Here is a 14,203-nt window from a genome sequence, read left to right on the forward strand (position 1 = left end):
GCCCCGCGGTGTTTTTTCAATATAACCGCCCCCTGCAACAGGGTCAGCATCTGACCTGTCGATGGTGTTAAGCGCAGCTGCCAACCTTTCCGGCCGCATGGCCATGTATTTTTGCGCTTATTAATCTTGAAGGTTCTTTATGACTCCGCACCAATTTGCTGCTCTGGCTGAGCAGGGTTTTAACCGTATCCCGGTATCGCGTCAGGTATTGGCTGACCTCGACACTCCTCTGAGTACTTATCTGAAACTGGCTGCTGCGCCTTATACCTATCTGCTGGAATCTGTACAGGGCGGTGAGAAATGGGGTCGCTATTCTATGATTGGCCTGCCTTGCCGTGATGTACTGATCGTGCGCGGACAGCAGGTTGTGCTGCAGCGTGATGGCGAGGTGATCGAAGAGCATGAAGTGGCTGATCCGCTGGAATATATCAGCCAGTTTCAGCAGCGTTTCCGGGTTCCTCAGATTGATGGCCTGCCTAAGTTTGATGGTGGGCTGGTTGGTTATTTCGGGTATGACACAGTGCGCTATATTGAACCGCGCCTGCAGAAATCCTGTCCTGCCGATGAGCTGAATACACCGGATATTCTGCTGATGATTTCCGAAGAAGTGGTGGTATTCGATAACCTCAGCGGTAAATTGCACCTTATTGTGATGGCAGATCCGGCGGAGACCGATGCTTTTGACAAAGCGGAAGCGCGTCTGGATGAGTTGCGTCAGCAACTGCGTCAGCCGTACAGCGGTACGGTTGGCCGGCCACTGGAAAATACTGTTGAAGTACAAGAAGAAGATTTCCGTTCATTATTCGGCGAACAGGCCTTTATGGATGCGGTTGAAAATATCCGCGAGTACATCCTGGCCGGCGACATTATGCAGTGCGTTATTTCTCAGCGTATGCAGGTTCCTTATAGTGGTGATCCTGTGAATATATACCGTGCGCTGCGCACGCTGAATCCATCGCCTTATATGTATTGTATGAATCTGGGCGATTTTCATGTGGTCGGTTCATCACCGGAAATTCTGGCGCGTCTCGAAGATGGTGAAGTAACGGTGCGTCCGATTGCCGGTACCCGTTACCGTGGCGAAACCGTTGAAGAAGATCAGGCGCTGGAGCGGGAATTATTATCCGATCCTAAAGAAATTGCCGAGCATTTAATGCTGATTGACCTGGGCCGTAACGATGTTGGCCGGGTTGCCAAAACCGGTGAAGTTAAGGTTACCGATCAGATGGTGGTCGAGCGTTATTCCCACGTGATGCATATCGTTTCCAACGTGACCGGCCAGGTAAAAGATGGCGTAACCGCTATGGATGTTCTGCGTGCGGTGCATCCTGCCGGAACACTGAGCGGCGCACCCAAAATCCGTGCGATGGAAATTATTGACGAATACGAATCGACCAAACGCGGTGTCTATGGCGGAGCCGTGGGTTACTTAAGCTGGAATGGCAATATGGACACGGCAATTGCCATCCGTACTGCAGTGATTAAAGACGGCATGCTGAATATTCAGGCAGGTGCCGGGGTGGTAGCGGACTCTGTGCCGCGACTGGAATGGAAAGAAACCATGAATAAAGGCCGGGCGATGTTCCGTGCCGTTGCCATGGCAGAAGCCGGACTGGACCAGTAACCACAGCATCATTACGGCGCGTACAGAATGCGTCGCAGGAGTCACAGCAATGTTAGTCATGATTGATAATTACGATTCGTTTACCTACAACGTCGTACAGTATTTTGCCGAGCTCGGTGCCGATGTGCGCGTGTTCCGCAACGATGAAATTACCATTGAAGAAATTGAAGCATTAAAACCGGATCATCTGGTGATTTCTCCAGGGCCGTGTACACCAAACGAAGCCGGTATCTCCATGGAAGCTATCCGCTACTTCGCGGGTAAATTACCGATTCTGGGAATTTGTTTAGGTCATCAGAGTATTGGTCAGGTTTTCGGTGGCAATATCATCCGCGCCGGTCAGGTGATGCACGGAAAAATTTCTCAGATTCATCACGCTGACAGCGGCGTTTTCCGTGGCCTGAGTAATCCCTACAATGCCACCCGTTACCATTCACTGGTGATTGATAAGCACAACCTGCCTGAGTGTCTGGAAATTACCGCCTGGACAGAAAATCCGGACGGCAGCATGGAAGAAATTATGGGTGTGCGTCACCGCGAATTACCGATTGAAGGTGTGCAGTTCCATCCAGAATCTATTCTTACTGAGCACGGGCATGATCTGCTGAAAAATTTCCTGCAGATGACCCTGAACTGACAACGGCAAGCGCCACTGACTGGAGATAAATAATGGATATCCGTACCGCCCTGGCCCGTGTTGTTGAACGTCAGGATTTAACCACCGGTGAGATGACCGATGTTATGCGCCAGATTATGACCGGCCAGTGTGATGAAGCACAGATTGGTGGTTTTCTGGTTGCTTTACGCATGAAGAGCGAAAGCATTGATGAAATTGTCGGTGCAGTTACCGTGATGCGTGAGCTGGCCAGCGGTGTGAAAATCAACGCCATACACGCGGTTGATATTGTCGGCACCGGTGGTGATGGCGCTAACTTATTTAACGTTTCAACGGCCTCGTCTTTTATTGTCGCGGCGGCAGGTGGTACCGTTGCCAAACATGGTAATCGTGGCGTGTCGTCCAAATCCGGCAGCGCTGATTTACTGGAAGCCGCTGGCGTTAATCTTAATTTGACCGCGGCGCAGGTTGCGCGCTGTATTGATGAGCTGGGGGTGGGCTTTATGTTTGCACCATCTCATCACAGTGCGATGAAACATGCGATTGGGCCGCGTAAATCATTGGGAATGCGCACCATCTTTAATATCCTCGGACCAATGACCAATCCGGCTGGTGTTACCAATCAGGTTATTGGCGTGTTTTCCAAAGCACTGGTGCGCCCGGTGGCGGAAGTACTGCAGCGTATGAACGGTGGTCATGTGTTGGTGGTCCATTCCAAAGACGGGCTGGATGAAATCAGTCTGGCGACGGAAACCTACGCCTGCGAATTAAAAAATGGTGAGTTGCGCGAATTTATTATCCGCCCCGAAGATTTAGGGATTGAGCCTCAGGTGTTGTCCGGACTGGATGTCGACAGTCCGGCAGCGAGTCTGGCTTTAATCAAAGATGCTCTCGGTAAGCGGGAAACTGCGGCCGGTAATAAAGCGGCGGATATTCTGGCATTAAATGCCGGCGCTGCAATTTATGTCGCAGGTCTGTCACAAAGTATGAAAGACGGTGTGGCGATGGCTCAGGATGCTATTTACACCGGCCTGGCGCTGGAAAAATTGAATGAACTGGTCAGCTTCTCCAAGTATCTGGCCGAAGATGAAGCGAAATAAATCATGAATACTCCAACCATTCTGAAAAAAATTCTGGCAACCAAGGCAGAAGAAGTCCGTAGCCGCAGTAAAACATTACCGCTGAATGAACTGAAAGCTCAGGCGCTGGATATGGATGCTGCTGAGTTGCGTGGATTTTATCGCGCTATGCAGGCCAAGGTAGATGTGGGCTTACCTGCGGTTATTGCCGAAATTAAAAAAGCCTCACCGTCTAAAGGTGTGCTGCGTGAAAACTTTGTACCACAGGCGATTGCTGAGTCCTATGAGCGGGCCGGAGCGGCTTGTTTGTCGGTACTGACCGATCGTGATTATTTTCAGGGTCATGAAGATTTTCTTAAAGCGGCCCGCAGTGCCTGTTCTTTACCGGTTATCCGTAAAGATTTTCTGGTCGATCCTTATCAGATTTATGAAGCGCGCAGCATTAATGCCGACTGCGTACTGCTGATCGTGTCAGCGCTGAGCAAGATGCAGTTACAGGATCTGGAAGGCATTGCCCATGAGCTGGGTATGGATGTGCTGGTTGAGGTGCATGATGAAGAAGAACTGCAGACGGCTCTGACCATGCAGACTCCGCTGCTGGGTATTAATAACCGCAATCTGCATACCTTTGAGCTGACGCTGGATACGACATTCGGCCTGCTGGAGCAGGTGCCTGCAGGTAAATTACTGGTAACCGAAAGCGGCATTCTGACGCCGGATGATGTGGCGCTGATGCGTGCGCGTAATGTGAACGCATTTCTGGTTGGCGAAGCCTTTATGCGCGCTGATGAGCCGGGTGAGGCACTGCAGGCTTTGTTTTTCTGATAAATCCGCAGAGGCTGTAATACCGTCAGACATAAAAAAAACCGGCAGTTGCCGGTTTTTTTTATGTTACTTACCGCAGAAATTAATCCGGATGGTTAGCGCGAATTTCCAGAACTTCATCAAGATTGGCCAGCAGCAGTTCAACCAGTTTCGGGTCAAACTGATGCCCTGATTCTTTTGTTATAAGATCGATAATATCTTTATCGTCCCAGGGCTCTTTGTAGCAACGTTTGCTGCCAAGGGCGTCAAATACGTCGGCCAGCGCGGTAATGCGTCCGGCAATATGAATCTGCTCGCCCTTTAAACCGCGCGGGTAGCCGGTACCGTCCCAGCGCTCATGATGCTGACCAGCAATAATAGCGGCCAGCTGCAGAATGCGGCGGTCAGACTTACTCAGAATATCGGCGCCGATCTGGGCATGGGTCTGCATGGTATTCCATTCCGCAGCATCGTGTTTTCCGGGTTTATTCAGAATACTGTCGGGGATAGCAATTTTGCCGACATCGTGCAGTGGTGCCGCCATCTTGATCAGTTCTGCTTCCTGCTCCGGCAGGCCATAAGCAACGGCCAGCAAACGTGAAATCTGAGCAACGCGTTTAACGTGGGCGCCGGTTTCTTTTGATCGTTTCTCAACCGCCTCACCCAGCATGTATACCAGCTCGCGCTGGGTTTCGATGATTTCGTCGCGCATTAACAGGTTTTCGTAAGTGATGGCGACATTGGTGGCGTAAATTTCCAGCAACTGCTTATCCAGTTCTGAAGGTTCGCGGTGGTAAGTCACGTACAGCAGGCTTTCGCTGCCACGTTCGGAAGCAAAATAGCCAATATAGTAGTTTTCGTAATACTGGCTTTCACGGCTGTTCATGGCTTTTTCAAAGCCTTCGCGCACATGCTCGGGAATGCTGTCGAAGGATTCCAGATCGGTCAGCTTCTGCATCTCTCCGGTGGCGGCGAGTACGCGGAAGCGGCGGACACCGAGCAGCTGATCCTGATGGTTGCTGCTGGAGCAGTACAGGGCGCTTTGTTCCAGACCAAGCAGGTTGGTGACCTGGGATAAAACCGCCGAAGCAAACTGGCTGATAGCGCCGGTGCTGAATACCTGAGCTGAGGCTTTGATAACCCGCTCCAGACCGCGGCGGTGTTCATTCAGTGTGCAGATATCGCGATAGCTGCGCAGGGTGGCGTACATCAGGGTATTGAGCTTGGTGGTGGTCAGCTCGGTTTTGTCTTTGTAGTCGTTGATGTCGTAGGTGCGGATAACTTCGTGTTCCGGAGCCTGACCCGGTTGCCCGGTACGCAGCACAATACGGGTGTAGCGGTTACGCAATTCTTCGCGGATGTAGCGGGCAACGTTAAGACCGGCGTGGTCTTCTTCCATCACCACATCAAGCAGAACCATGGCGATATCATCGTGTTCGGCCATGATCTGGCGGGTTTCTTCGCCGCTGTAGGCGCTGAGCAGTTCTACCCGGCGTCCATCAAACTGAAATCCGGACAGCACCATGCGGGTAATACGGTGCACATCGGGTTCATCGTCGGCCACCAGTACGCGCCAGGTCTGTTCCGGAGTGCTGACGGCGTTGTCCTCACTGAAGAGGTCATCGTCGGCAAAAAGGGAATCGTCGGCCATAACCGGCTCCGTAACATGAGTAATTAACTGAGTTTAGAACAGGGTGGCGGGATTCGCTGCCGCGGGTGGTTTTTTCTTCATCCGCCGGTCAATCAGCGGGTGCCGAATACCACCATGGTTTTACCCTTAACGGAAACCAGCCCCTGTTCTTCAAGATCTTTAAGAACCCGGCCTACCATTTCGCGCGAGCAGCCAACAATGCGGCCGATTTCCTGGCGGGTGATTTTGATCTGCATGCCATCCGGATGGGTCATAGCGTCCGGTTGTTTGCACAGGTCGAGCAGGGTACCTGCCACCCGGCCGGTCACATCAAGGAAAGCCAGATCGCCGGCTTTGCGCGTTGTGCGGCTGAGGCGATTGGCCATCTGGCGGAAAATATGGAACATCAGCTGTGGGTCTTGTTTGACCAGTTCCTGAAATTTGGCGTAACTGATCTCAGCGACCTCGCACTCGGTCTTGGCTTTTACCCAGGCGGTGCGGGGTGGTTGCTGATCGTCAAACAGGCCCATCTCGCCAAAAAAGTCGCCTTCGTTCAGGTAGGCCATGATCATTTCGCGACCGTCACTATCTTCAATAATGACGGTGACAGAGCCTTTCATCAGGTAAAACAGGGTGTCGCTCTCTTCACCGGCATAAATCAGTGTCGAGCGGGCAGGGTAACGCCTCTTGTGGCAATGCGACAGGAAGTCGAAAAGATGTTGGTGTTTCGATGGCGCGTGGGGAAGGCTCATGCTCGGGCATCCGATTCCGTGTAATCGACCTCCGATTATCACTCATTAGCCGTCGAAGGTGAACTGTTATGCCGCGACGGCCTCTTTGGCTGTCTATCGGGCTTTTTTGACCTCTTACGATTTATCCCCGCCCCCCGGGTATGGTAATCTCCGCGTTTTTTCCAGTCAGACCTCAGAGGCCAGAATGAAAGCAACGGTTAAATGGGTTGATAATGCCATGTTTCTTGGTGAATCCGGCAGCGGTCACGCCGTTGTTATGGATGGTCCTGCAGATCACGGTGGTCGCAACATGGGTATCCGCCCGATGGAAATGCTGCTGCTGGGGCTGGGTGGTTGTACCAGCTTTGATGTGATGAGCATTCTGACCAAACAGCGTCTGGCGGTCAGTGACTGTGTTGCTGAAATTGAAGCTGAACGTGCTGATGCCGTGCCCAGTGTTTTTACCAAAATTCACGTGCACTTCAAGGTGACCGGCCGCGCTCTTAAAGAGTCGGCAGTAGAGCGGGCAGTGAAGCTGTCAGCAGAAAAGTATTGCTCGGCTTCCATTATGCTGGAGCAGGGTGGTGTTGAAATCACTCACAGTTTCGCTGTGATTGAATCTGAGTAAAACCAAATCCGTTCGTGCGGTTGTGTGAGGATGAACTATTGAACAATAAATTGCGGTTGCATGGTTTCAACAATCTGACCAAATCCCTGAGCTTTAATATTTACGATATCTGTTACACCAAAACAGAAAAAGAGCGTCAGGAATATATTGAGTACATCGATGAGTTGTACAGTGCAGATCGTCTGACAAAAATTCTGACAGACGTAGTTGATATCATCGGCGCGAATATCCTTAACATTGCGCGTCAGGATTATGACCCGCAGGGTGCCAGTGTGACCATTCTGGTGGCTGAGCATGAAGTGCCGCCAAGCGAAGACCTGATGCAGGAAAAACCGGGTCCGCTGCGTGATACCGTCGTTGCGCATCTGGATAAAAGCCACGTAACTGTACACACTTATCCGGAAAGCCATCCGCATGGTGGTATCTCTACCTTCCGGGCCGATATCGACGTCTCTACATGTGGTCTGATTTCACCGCTGAAAGCGCTGAATTATCTGATTCACAGCTTTGATTCTGACATCGTTACCGTCGATTACCGTGTGCGTGGCTTTACCCGTGATGTTGATGGTGTGAAGCACTATATCGACCACAACATTAACTCTATCCAGAAGTATCTGACTGAAGATACCCGCAACGCCTATCAGATGATTGATGTGAATGTGTATCAGGAAAATACCTTCCACACCAAAATGCTGCTGAAGGATTTTGAACTGGATAATTATCTGTTTGGCGAAGGTGTAAAAACCATGGACGCCGACGAGCGCGCCGAGGTGGAAGCCAAGTTGCGCAAAGAAATGCTGGAAATTTTCTACTCCCGCAATATGCCCTAAGGAGGTCGCTGTGCCGGCTTTAATCTGGGGATTGATGCTGGCACAGGCGCTGGCACTGAGTGCCGCCCCGCTGATGGTCTTTGCCGGTGGCATCATCGGCAGTCAGTTACAGTCCGATCCGCGTTTTTCCACACTGCCAGTCGCCGCCATGATTATTGGTACGGCTCTGGCCGTGCTGCCCGCGTCACAACTGGCTGGCCGCTTTGGCCGCCGCCCTCTGTTTTTAACTGCGATGTTGTTTGGTGCTGTAGCGGCTGTTGCTGCGGCCTGGGCGGTGCATGCTCAGTCGTTCTGGGCATTTACCTTCAGTGCTCTCAGCTTCGGGGCGGTTGGCGCTGTCGTACAGCAATTCCGTTTTGTGGCGATGGCAGCAGTACCTGCGGCACAGACACCGCTGGTCGCTGCGCGCCTGCTGTTGGCGGGTATTGCTTCTGCCTTTCTCGGCCCTGAGCTTACCCGGCTGGCAACGTGGTTACCTGAATGGGGTTTTGCGGCGTCCTTCTCCGGTCTGGCAGTCTTTTTTGTACTGGCCGGTGTGGTGCTCTGGTGGTTTATGCCACGTCAGCAGGCAGAAAGCAGTCAGCAGCACGATGATGCCCGTCCTCTGCAGGAGCTGCTGCAGCAGCCACTGCTATGGCTGGCGATGTTGTCGGCGGCCTGCGCTTACGGCGTTATGGCCTACATTATGACGGCAACGCCGCTGAGCATGACGCAGGGAATGGGCTATGCCCTGAGCGATGCCAAGTGGGTCATTCAGAGCCATATTGCGGCCATGTTTCTGCCATCGCTGATCTCTGGCCATCTGATCCGCTGGGCGGGTCACTGGTGGATGATTATGACCGGTCTGCTGGTGATGGTGGTGTGCCTGCTTATCGCCTGGTTTGATCAGACTCTGCTGCACTACTGGCTGGGGCTTGTGTTGCTGGGACTGGGCTGGAACCTGCTGTTTGTTGCCGGCACCTCATTGCTGAGCCAGTGTTACCGGCCCGCCGAGGCAACCCGCGTGCAGGGCATTAATGATCTGGCGGTTTTTGGTGCTCAGGCGGTGGGGGCTCTGGCGTCGGGAGCGGTGGTACTGCTGATCGGCTGGCAGGGACTGTTGCTGACCACGGTGCCGGCATTGTTGCTGTTACTGGTGGTGCTGTTGCGGATGCCGCGGACGTCCTTGTCCGCATAACCAGGGGTTGTCTGGTCAGTGTTTGCGCTGATGGCGTTCTGCCGGATCGATGGCTATTTCCTGTGGAACAGGTGAGCGTCCAATCCGCTGCAGGCAGGCGTACAGGCAACCGGCAAGCAGTAAGCCGGCGAGCAGGCTGTATGTGATCATGGCGGTGTCCTCGCTGGTGTGACGGGTGAGTTGGCTTGTCAGGTCGTCTCTGAAGCAACGAATAAAGCCTAGCTCCCCTGCTGGTTTGCTGACCGCCGGATGTTTGCCGTGTGGCCGTCTGTTGCCAGTTTTTTTCTCTAATTCTCTGTTTTAAAACGGAAAACTTTTTTGTAACCGGCTGGGGCCTGGGTGTTCAGGTCAGAATTGTCCCTGAATGGTCAGGTACCACAAAGGTTTCAGATTCTGATACTGGCGGATGCCATCCTGGCGGACAAAAGGGCTGGCGCCCGGAGTAAGGTTCAGGGTTGCAAGTCCGCGCCAGCGGCGATTCCATTGATACTCGGTATACAGATCGAGATTTTGCGCGTCGCTGGTGTCCTGGGTGATGTAGCCATCGGCGCTGAGTGGGGCTGGCAGGGTTTGTTCGCTGCCACCCTGTACGCGCCAGCAGATACCGTGCCGCCATGTGTCATTAACGCGTTGTTGCAGGCCGATGCGGGCCATGTAATCCGGCTGGTTGGAGAGACGGTGGCGGTGGGGCAGTTCGGTGGTGGCCTGTACGTCAGAGCGGTATACGCCGCCGCCCAGTTCCAGACTGAAGCGATGATCGCTGAGTGGAAATTCCATATCCAGCTCTGCACCTCTTAATACGGCATTGCCGCTGCTGTTTTTAGGTCTCAGTACATAAATGTCTGTAATGCCATCACTGTCTTTTTCCTGACTGCTGGTCTGCAGGATGGCCTGATTGATGATGCGCTGGAAAGCGCGCAGGTAAAGTCCACTGTGACGGTCGGCATGACTGCTGCTGTTGGCGCGAAAATTGTGCTCGTAGCCGATATCAATATTGCTTACCAGTTCAGCCTCCAGTTCACCGTTTCCTCGCCAGATGGTGTTGCCCTGGCGGAACTCATGGGGAATGCGGTCCGTAATCTCCGGCTCGCGGGTGTTCTGGCTCATGCTCAGACGCAGGCGGCGTTTACTGTCGAGGTGATGCAGCAGGTGAAAGCTGGGTAACCAGTGAGTATCGGTAGAGATGCCGGAATCGCCTTCGGCGCTGAAGGAATCCTGGCTGAGTTCATAGGTGCTCATATGAACTCCGGCCTCAAACAGTGTATTGGGGGTCAGCTGCCAGCGGTCGAGAGCAAAGGCACTGAGGCGGTTTTCTTTGTAATCGTAGTTGTAGGGCAGGCCGCTGCGGTCGCTGTTGCTGGTCAGGATGGCATTACTGAGGCTGCCGCTTACGCGCTTCATCTGCTGCATGCTGAGGCCGATGCTCCAGCGGTGTTCGTTACGGGTCTCGTTCAGCTGCCAGCCGAACTGGTAACGGCTGTCATCAATCTGATTGGTCTGAGCGATGCTGGTCGGGTTGTTCTGGCTCAGGCGGGTATCCTGATCAAACTGTTCGGCAACAAAAAAAGCATCAAGCGACAGGTGTTGCCAGTTGAGGCGCATGTTGCCGCCTAAGCGTTGTGTAACACGCTCGCTGTCGCGTTCCGTTCTGGTGTCCGTCAGTTGTGGCGTTTGCTGGCTGCTTGGGCTGTTCAGCGGGTGCAATCCGCGCAGCTGGTCGTCGTTGTCGGCCTGCAGGTACAGGGCATAGAGGTGTAATGGATGGCGGTCATTGAATAACGTGTCGAAGCTGAGCAGCAGGCTGCGGCTCAGCTCACGGTTGTGCTCGCGCCAGTCGTCGTTGCCTGCCGGTGTGCGGCTGAAGCCTTCACTGTCCTGACGGGCGAGGCGGCGTTCGGCGCTGAGGTGCAGTGGCGAGTCGCCACCAATCAATTGTGCCGAAGCGGCCAGCTGGGCATTTAATGCTGCGCCACCGCCACTGACCTGTATCCGGTTATCGCTATAAGCATCGTGCAGCACGACATTGATGGTTCCGGCAGGACCTCCGCCGGCGTCGAGGTCGGCGCGGGAATTGCGGTCAATTTCAATGTGGTGCACCAGACTGGCCGGGATCTGACGGGTGTTAAGACTGCTGTTGCCGGCCCCGCCGAGCAGTGGATGGCCGTTGATCAGCAGGGCCAGATACTGCGAAGACAATCCGTGCAGCTGAATTTCCAGCTCGCCATCCGGCTGCCAGCCAAGGCTGATACCGGGCAGACGCTGCAGCAGGTCGAACAGGGTTTGCGGTGCGTAGTAGCGGAAATCCTCAGCCAGATAGATTTCCTGCGGATAGGCAACGGTATTGAGCGGCTGTGGCAGCGCACGGGTATGATGGGTGACCAATAGGGCGGCAACCAGTAACAAAGGCTTTAAATGCCAAGTGGTCATGCCACCTTCCCGCATGCTGCTATCTCCCTGAATGAGTTCAACCGTTCTGTACGCAGAGCAGTTTAAAGCCTTTATCCTGCACCATAATTTCAACCTGACGGAATTGCTCGGCCGCCCAGTCTTCGTATGGCAGGTGGCGGTTGGCAACAATCCACATCTGGCCATCCCGGGTCAGATGCTGGCGGGCTTCACTGAACAAGCGGCGGGCAAATTCGTAGTCGGTTTCTTTGCCGAGATGAAATGGTGGGTTACTGAACAGGTAATCGAACTTACCTTCGATGCCGCTCAGACCATCGCTGGCCAGAATCGCGGCAGGCAGGTTCAGGCGTACACTGTTCAGCTGGCTGCTGCGGATGGCAAAGGCATCGATATCGGCGAGGGTGATATCCAGCGCCGGTTCGGCAGCTTTCATGCTCAGACCAATAACCCCGGAACCGCAGCCAAGATCAAGCAGCTTACCGTGGGCTGGTGCAGGAACATGCTCCAGCAGCAGCGCGGTGCCGGTATCCAGTTTGCCATGGCTGAAGACTCCCGGCAGGGTCAGGTAGGCCTGCTCCTGCCAGTTAAACGACTGGGCCTGCTTCAGCCAGTTAAATTCGTTGTTGGCCCGAAGTTGCAGGTTCCAGAGGCTGCAATGGCGGGCCGAGTCGGTTTTTTCGCTGCTTTCGCTCAGTGCCGCGCAGGCTTTACCGATGCTTTTACCACCAGCGTCGTTAGCGCCGACGATCCAGCATTCCTGTACCTGAGTGGCAACCAGCTGAAGCAGTGCCAGGGCCTGTTGCTTGGCTTTCGGCCACAGCAGAATGACTTGTTTGTCCGCAATATCCTGTGGCTGCGGAATGGCAAAACGCACCTGCGGTTCCCCCAGTGGCCGGTATGCCTGAGCGGTCAGCCAGTCCCAGGTCAGAACCTGAGCGCCCGTGGTTTTCAGCAGTGTTTGCCAACCGGCGGGTAAATCGGCTTCCGCACCAATAATCAGAGTGTTGGCGGTAATCAGGTCGGGATGGCGTAACAGTAATTCGTATACAGCAGTGCTCATTCGGGCAGGCTCGTCAGCAGGTCGCGGATGGTCAGGGCCGCCTGGTGGATGTCATCGCCAAGGGTTATCAGACCATGGGCGAGCAGGGCGCTTTGATGGTTCGTGTTATGCCCGCTGACAAATACCGGCAAACCGCCTTCGCGGGCCAGGCGCTGCAACTGACCAAGCTGCATGTCGTTCTGGTCATTGCCAATGTGAAGCACTGCCGCCTGCCAGGGTCTGGCCTGCAGCAGTTCCGTGAGTTGATCGGGGGTCAGCATGCCGCTGAACCAGACCGGATGCAGGCCCAGCTGTTTCAGCAGTATGGCTGACTGTAACTGTTGGATATCGTCTTCCCAGGTGCAGTTTGCTATCAGTATCAGTGGTGACTGCCCGCTGTCCGGATCATCGCCGGTGTTGTCACTTAGCCGCGCTGCCAGACGGGACTGCAGAATTGCAGAGTAAAACCGCAATCTGGCCACTCCCAGTGTCTGGCTGCTGTTGTCGCGCAGATGGTGATACAGCGGTATAAACAGGAAACGCATCGCCACATCAACGGGAAAGAACTGGCCAACTTCGTGGAATAAGTCAGCTACCTGTTGATCGTCAAAATCCTGTACGGACTTATGCAGCCGCTCGCGGTAGTGCTGCCACTGTGAAGGTCTGGCCGGCGTGCTGATTGGTGCTTCAGGCAGCTCTTCGCCATTATTGATCATGGCCTGAGCCTGGGAGATGGGGATGCCGCGGTTGAGCAGGGCTACGACCTGACGGATTAGGCGGATATCCTGCTCTGTGTAGAGACGGTGTCCTTTCGCTGTGCGTTTGGGTGTAATCAGACCATAGCGCCGTTCCCAGGCACGCAGAGTGATGGCGTTGACTCCGGTCTCACTGGAGACGATCCGGATCGGGTAATAGGCCATTTGTGAATCGCTTGCGGGGTTTGACATCGCCGGTGGTTCTCCGCTGGCTCTGGTGTTACTGATTCCGGGGTTGTAGCGTGCCGGAGTGTGGCTGTGCAAAGTTGTTCAGATTCTATAAGTACTTATACACAAAGTAAAAAAGAGCAATGCAATAAAGCGCCTACTTGACCGCAGGCGGCCTGGAAATTACCTTGGGCGGACTAAAAAATGGAGGCAACCATGGTCAATGACCTGAACGACGAGCAAGGCCCTATCAGTCTGGAATTGTTGAAGAAGGCCGTTGATGCATCCAACGACGGTATTGTGATTGCAGAGCAGGAAGGCGATGACAATATTCTGATTTATGTAAATAAAGCGTTTGAGCGCCTTACCGGCTACCGTGCGGATGAAATTCTTTATCAGGATTGCCGCTTTCTGCAGGCCGGTGACCGTGATCAGGAGGGGCTTACGGCTATCCGCAGCGCAATCAGTGATGGTAAAAGTTCGCGTGTTGTTCTGCGCAACTACCGCAAGGATGGCAGCCTGTTCTGGAACGAGCTGAGTATCTCTCCGGTTTATAACAGCGAAGATCAGCTGACCTATTACATCGGTATTCAGAAAGATGTAACGGCTCAGGTGGAGTTTGAAGAGCGTGCTCTTAAAGCGGAGCAGGCACTTGCTGAGCTGCGTGCCCAGGGCGGTTGAGCCGTCAGTACTCAGTAAGACGCGAGCAAAAATAT

At 53.8% G+C, this 14,203-nt stretch carries 14 protein-coding genes; 8 read left to right on the forward strand and 6 right to left on the reverse strand.

Annotated elements, in window-relative coordinates; genetic code table 11:
• The first annotated feature begins 139 nt into the window (after positions 1-139).
• Genes trpE through trpC form a run of 4 tightly spaced genes read left to right on the forward strand, consistent with a single transcriptional unit; the run spans position 140 to position 4,144 of the window.
• A complete protein-coding gene (gene trpE / locus HUF18_RS17380) occupies positions 140-1,624 on the forward strand; it encodes an anthranilate synthase component I (protein ID WP_225693097.1) in 1,485 nt (494 codons plus the stop codon).
• A gap of 49 nt (positions 1,625-1,673) precedes the next feature.
• Entirely contained in the window at positions 1,674-2,261 is a 588-nt protein-coding gene (locus HUF18_RS17385) for an anthranilate synthase component II (protein WP_145466363.1), read from the forward strand.
• Positions 2,262-2,293: 32 nt separating this feature from the next.
• On the forward strand, positions 2,294-3,340 hold the full coding sequence (trpD, locus tag HUF18_RS17390) for an anthranilate phosphoribosyltransferase (RefSeq protein WP_225693098.1): 1,047 nt from the start codon (positions 2,294-2,296) through the stop codon (positions 3,338-3,340).
• A gap of 3 nt (positions 3,341-3,343) precedes the next feature.
• On the forward strand, positions 3,344-4,144 hold the full coding sequence (gene trpC, locus HUF18_RS17395) for an indole-3-glycerol phosphate synthase TrpC (RefSeq protein ID WP_225693099.1): 801 nt from the start codon (positions 3,344-3,346) through the stop codon (positions 4,142-4,144).
• 82 nt (positions 4,145-4,226) lie between these two features.
• On the opposite strand, the gene HUF18_RS17400 is transcribed toward trpC, so the two are convergent.
• Both HUF18_RS17400 and crp read right to left on the reverse strand, forming a co-directional pair.
• On the reverse strand, positions 4,227-5,774 hold the full coding sequence (locus HUF18_RS17400) for a DUF3369 domain-containing protein (protein ID WP_145466360.1): 1,548 nt from the start codon (positions 5,772-5,774) through the stop codon (positions 4,227-4,229).
• A gap of 92 nt (positions 5,775-5,866) precedes the next feature.
• Positions 5,867-6,505, reverse strand: a complete 639-nt coding sequence (gene crp, locus HUF18_RS17405) for a cAMP-activated global transcriptional regulator CRP (RefSeq protein ID WP_145466359.1) — start codon at positions 6,503-6,505, stop codon at positions 5,867-5,869.
• Between the two features lie 184 nt (positions 6,506-6,689).
• Between crp and HUF18_RS17410 the strand changes: the two genes are divergently transcribed.
• The 3 genes from HUF18_RS17410 to HUF18_RS17420 are packed head-to-tail and all read left to right on the forward strand — an operon-like array spanning position 6,690 to position 9,119.
• Positions 6,690-7,112: an OsmC family protein gene (locus HUF18_RS17410; protein ID WP_145466358.1), complete on the forward strand. Its 423-nt coding sequence runs from the start codon at positions 6,690-6,692 to the stop codon at positions 7,110-7,112.
• A gap of 38 nt (positions 7,113-7,150) precedes the next feature.
• Complete coding sequence (gene speD, locus HUF18_RS17415) at positions 7,151-7,942, forward strand: adenosylmethionine decarboxylase (RefSeq protein ID WP_145466357.1); 792 nt, start codon at positions 7,151-7,153, stop codon at positions 7,940-7,942.
• A 10-nt stretch (positions 7,943-7,952) separates the two neighbouring features.
• Complete coding sequence (locus HUF18_RS17420; protein WP_225693100.1) at positions 7,953-9,119, forward strand: MFS transporter; 1,167 nt, start codon at positions 7,953-7,955, stop codon at positions 9,117-9,119.
• Positions 9,120-9,134: 15 nt separating this feature from the next.
• Here the strand turns inward: HUF18_RS17420 and HUF18_RS19660 are convergent, their stop codons facing one another.
• The 4 genes from HUF18_RS19660 to HUF18_RS17435 all read right to left on the reverse strand — a co-directional run bounded on the left by HUF18_RS19660 (position 9,135) and on the right by HUF18_RS17435 (position 13,511).
• Positions 9,135-9,269, reverse strand: a complete 135-nt coding sequence (locus HUF18_RS19660; protein WP_255448995.1) for a hypothetical protein — start codon at positions 9,267-9,269, stop codon at positions 9,135-9,137.
• A gap of 198 nt (positions 9,270-9,467) precedes the next feature.
• Entirely contained in the window at positions 9,468-11,546 is a 2,079-nt protein-coding gene (locus tag HUF18_RS17425) for a TonB-dependent receptor plug domain-containing protein (protein ID WP_225693101.1), read from the reverse strand.
• Between the two features lie 37 nt (positions 11,547-11,583).
• Positions 11,584-12,585: a class I SAM-dependent methyltransferase gene (locus HUF18_RS17430; RefSeq protein ID WP_225693102.1), complete on the reverse strand. Its 1,002-nt coding sequence runs from the start codon at positions 12,583-12,585 to the stop codon at positions 11,584-11,586.
• Positions 12,582-13,511, reverse strand: coding sequence for a MerR family transcriptional regulator (locus tag HUF18_RS17435; RefSeq protein WP_145466351.1), 930 nt, complete (start codon positions 13,509-13,511; stop codon positions 12,582-12,584). Before HUF18_RS17435 ends, HUF18_RS17430 begins: the two co-directional genes overlap by 4 nt.
• 192 nt (positions 13,512-13,703) lie before the next feature.
• Between HUF18_RS17435 and HUF18_RS17440 the strand changes: the two genes are divergently transcribed.
• Entirely contained in the window at positions 13,704-14,168 is a 465-nt protein-coding gene (locus tag HUF18_RS17440) for a PAS domain-containing protein (RefSeq protein ID WP_225693103.1), read from the forward strand.
• Positions 14,169-14,203 lie beyond the last annotated feature (35 nt).

The organism is Thalassolituus sp. ST750PaO-4 (genome assembly GCF_020320405.1).
GTDB lineage: Bacteria > Pseudomonadota > Gammaproteobacteria > Pseudomonadales > Oceanobacteraceae > Venatoribacter > Venatoribacter alkanivorans.

Coding starts and splice junctions, on each gene's coding strand:
- trpE (WP_225693097.1), top strand. CDS start 140: ATGACTCCGCACCAATTTGCTGCTCTGGCTGAGCAGGGTTTTAACCGT.
- HUF18_RS17385 (WP_145466363.1), top strand. CDS start 1,674: ATGTTAGTCATGATTGATAATTACGATTCGTTTACCTACAACGTCGTA.
- trpD (WP_225693098.1), top strand. CDS start 2,294: ATGGATATCCGTACCGCCCTGGCCCGTGTTGTTGAACGTCAGGATTTA.
- trpC (WP_225693099.1), top strand. CDS start 3,344: ATGAATACTCCAACCATTCTGAAAAAAATTCTGGCAACCAAGGCAGAA.
- HUF18_RS17400 (WP_145466360.1), bottom strand. CDS start 5,774: ATGGCCGACGATTCCCTTTTTGCCGACGATGACCTCTTCAGTGAGGAC.
- crp (WP_145466359.1), bottom strand. CDS start 6,505: ATGAGCCTTCCCCACGCGCCATCGAAACACCAACATCTTTTCGACTTC.
- HUF18_RS17410 (WP_145466358.1), top strand. CDS start 6,690: ATGAAAGCAACGGTTAAATGGGTTGATAATGCCATGTTTCTTGGTGAA.
- HUF18_RS19660 (WP_255448995.1), bottom strand. CDS start 9,269: ATGATCACATACAGCCTGCTCGCCGGCTTACTGCTTGCCGGTTGCCTG.
- HUF18_RS17425 (WP_225693101.1), bottom strand. CDS start 11,546: ATGACCACTTGGCATTTAAAGCCTTTGTTACTGGTTGCCGCCCTATTG.
- HUF18_RS17430 (WP_225693102.1), bottom strand. CDS start 12,585: ATGAGCACTGCTGTATACGAATTACTGTTACGCCATCCCGACCTGATT.
- HUF18_RS17435 (WP_145466351.1), bottom strand. CDS start 13,511: ATGTCAAACCCCGCAAGCGATTCACAAATGGCCTATTACCCGATCCGG.
- HUF18_RS17440 (WP_225693103.1), top strand. CDS start 13,704: ATGGTCAATGACCTGAACGACGAGCAAGGCCCTATCAGTCTGGAATTG.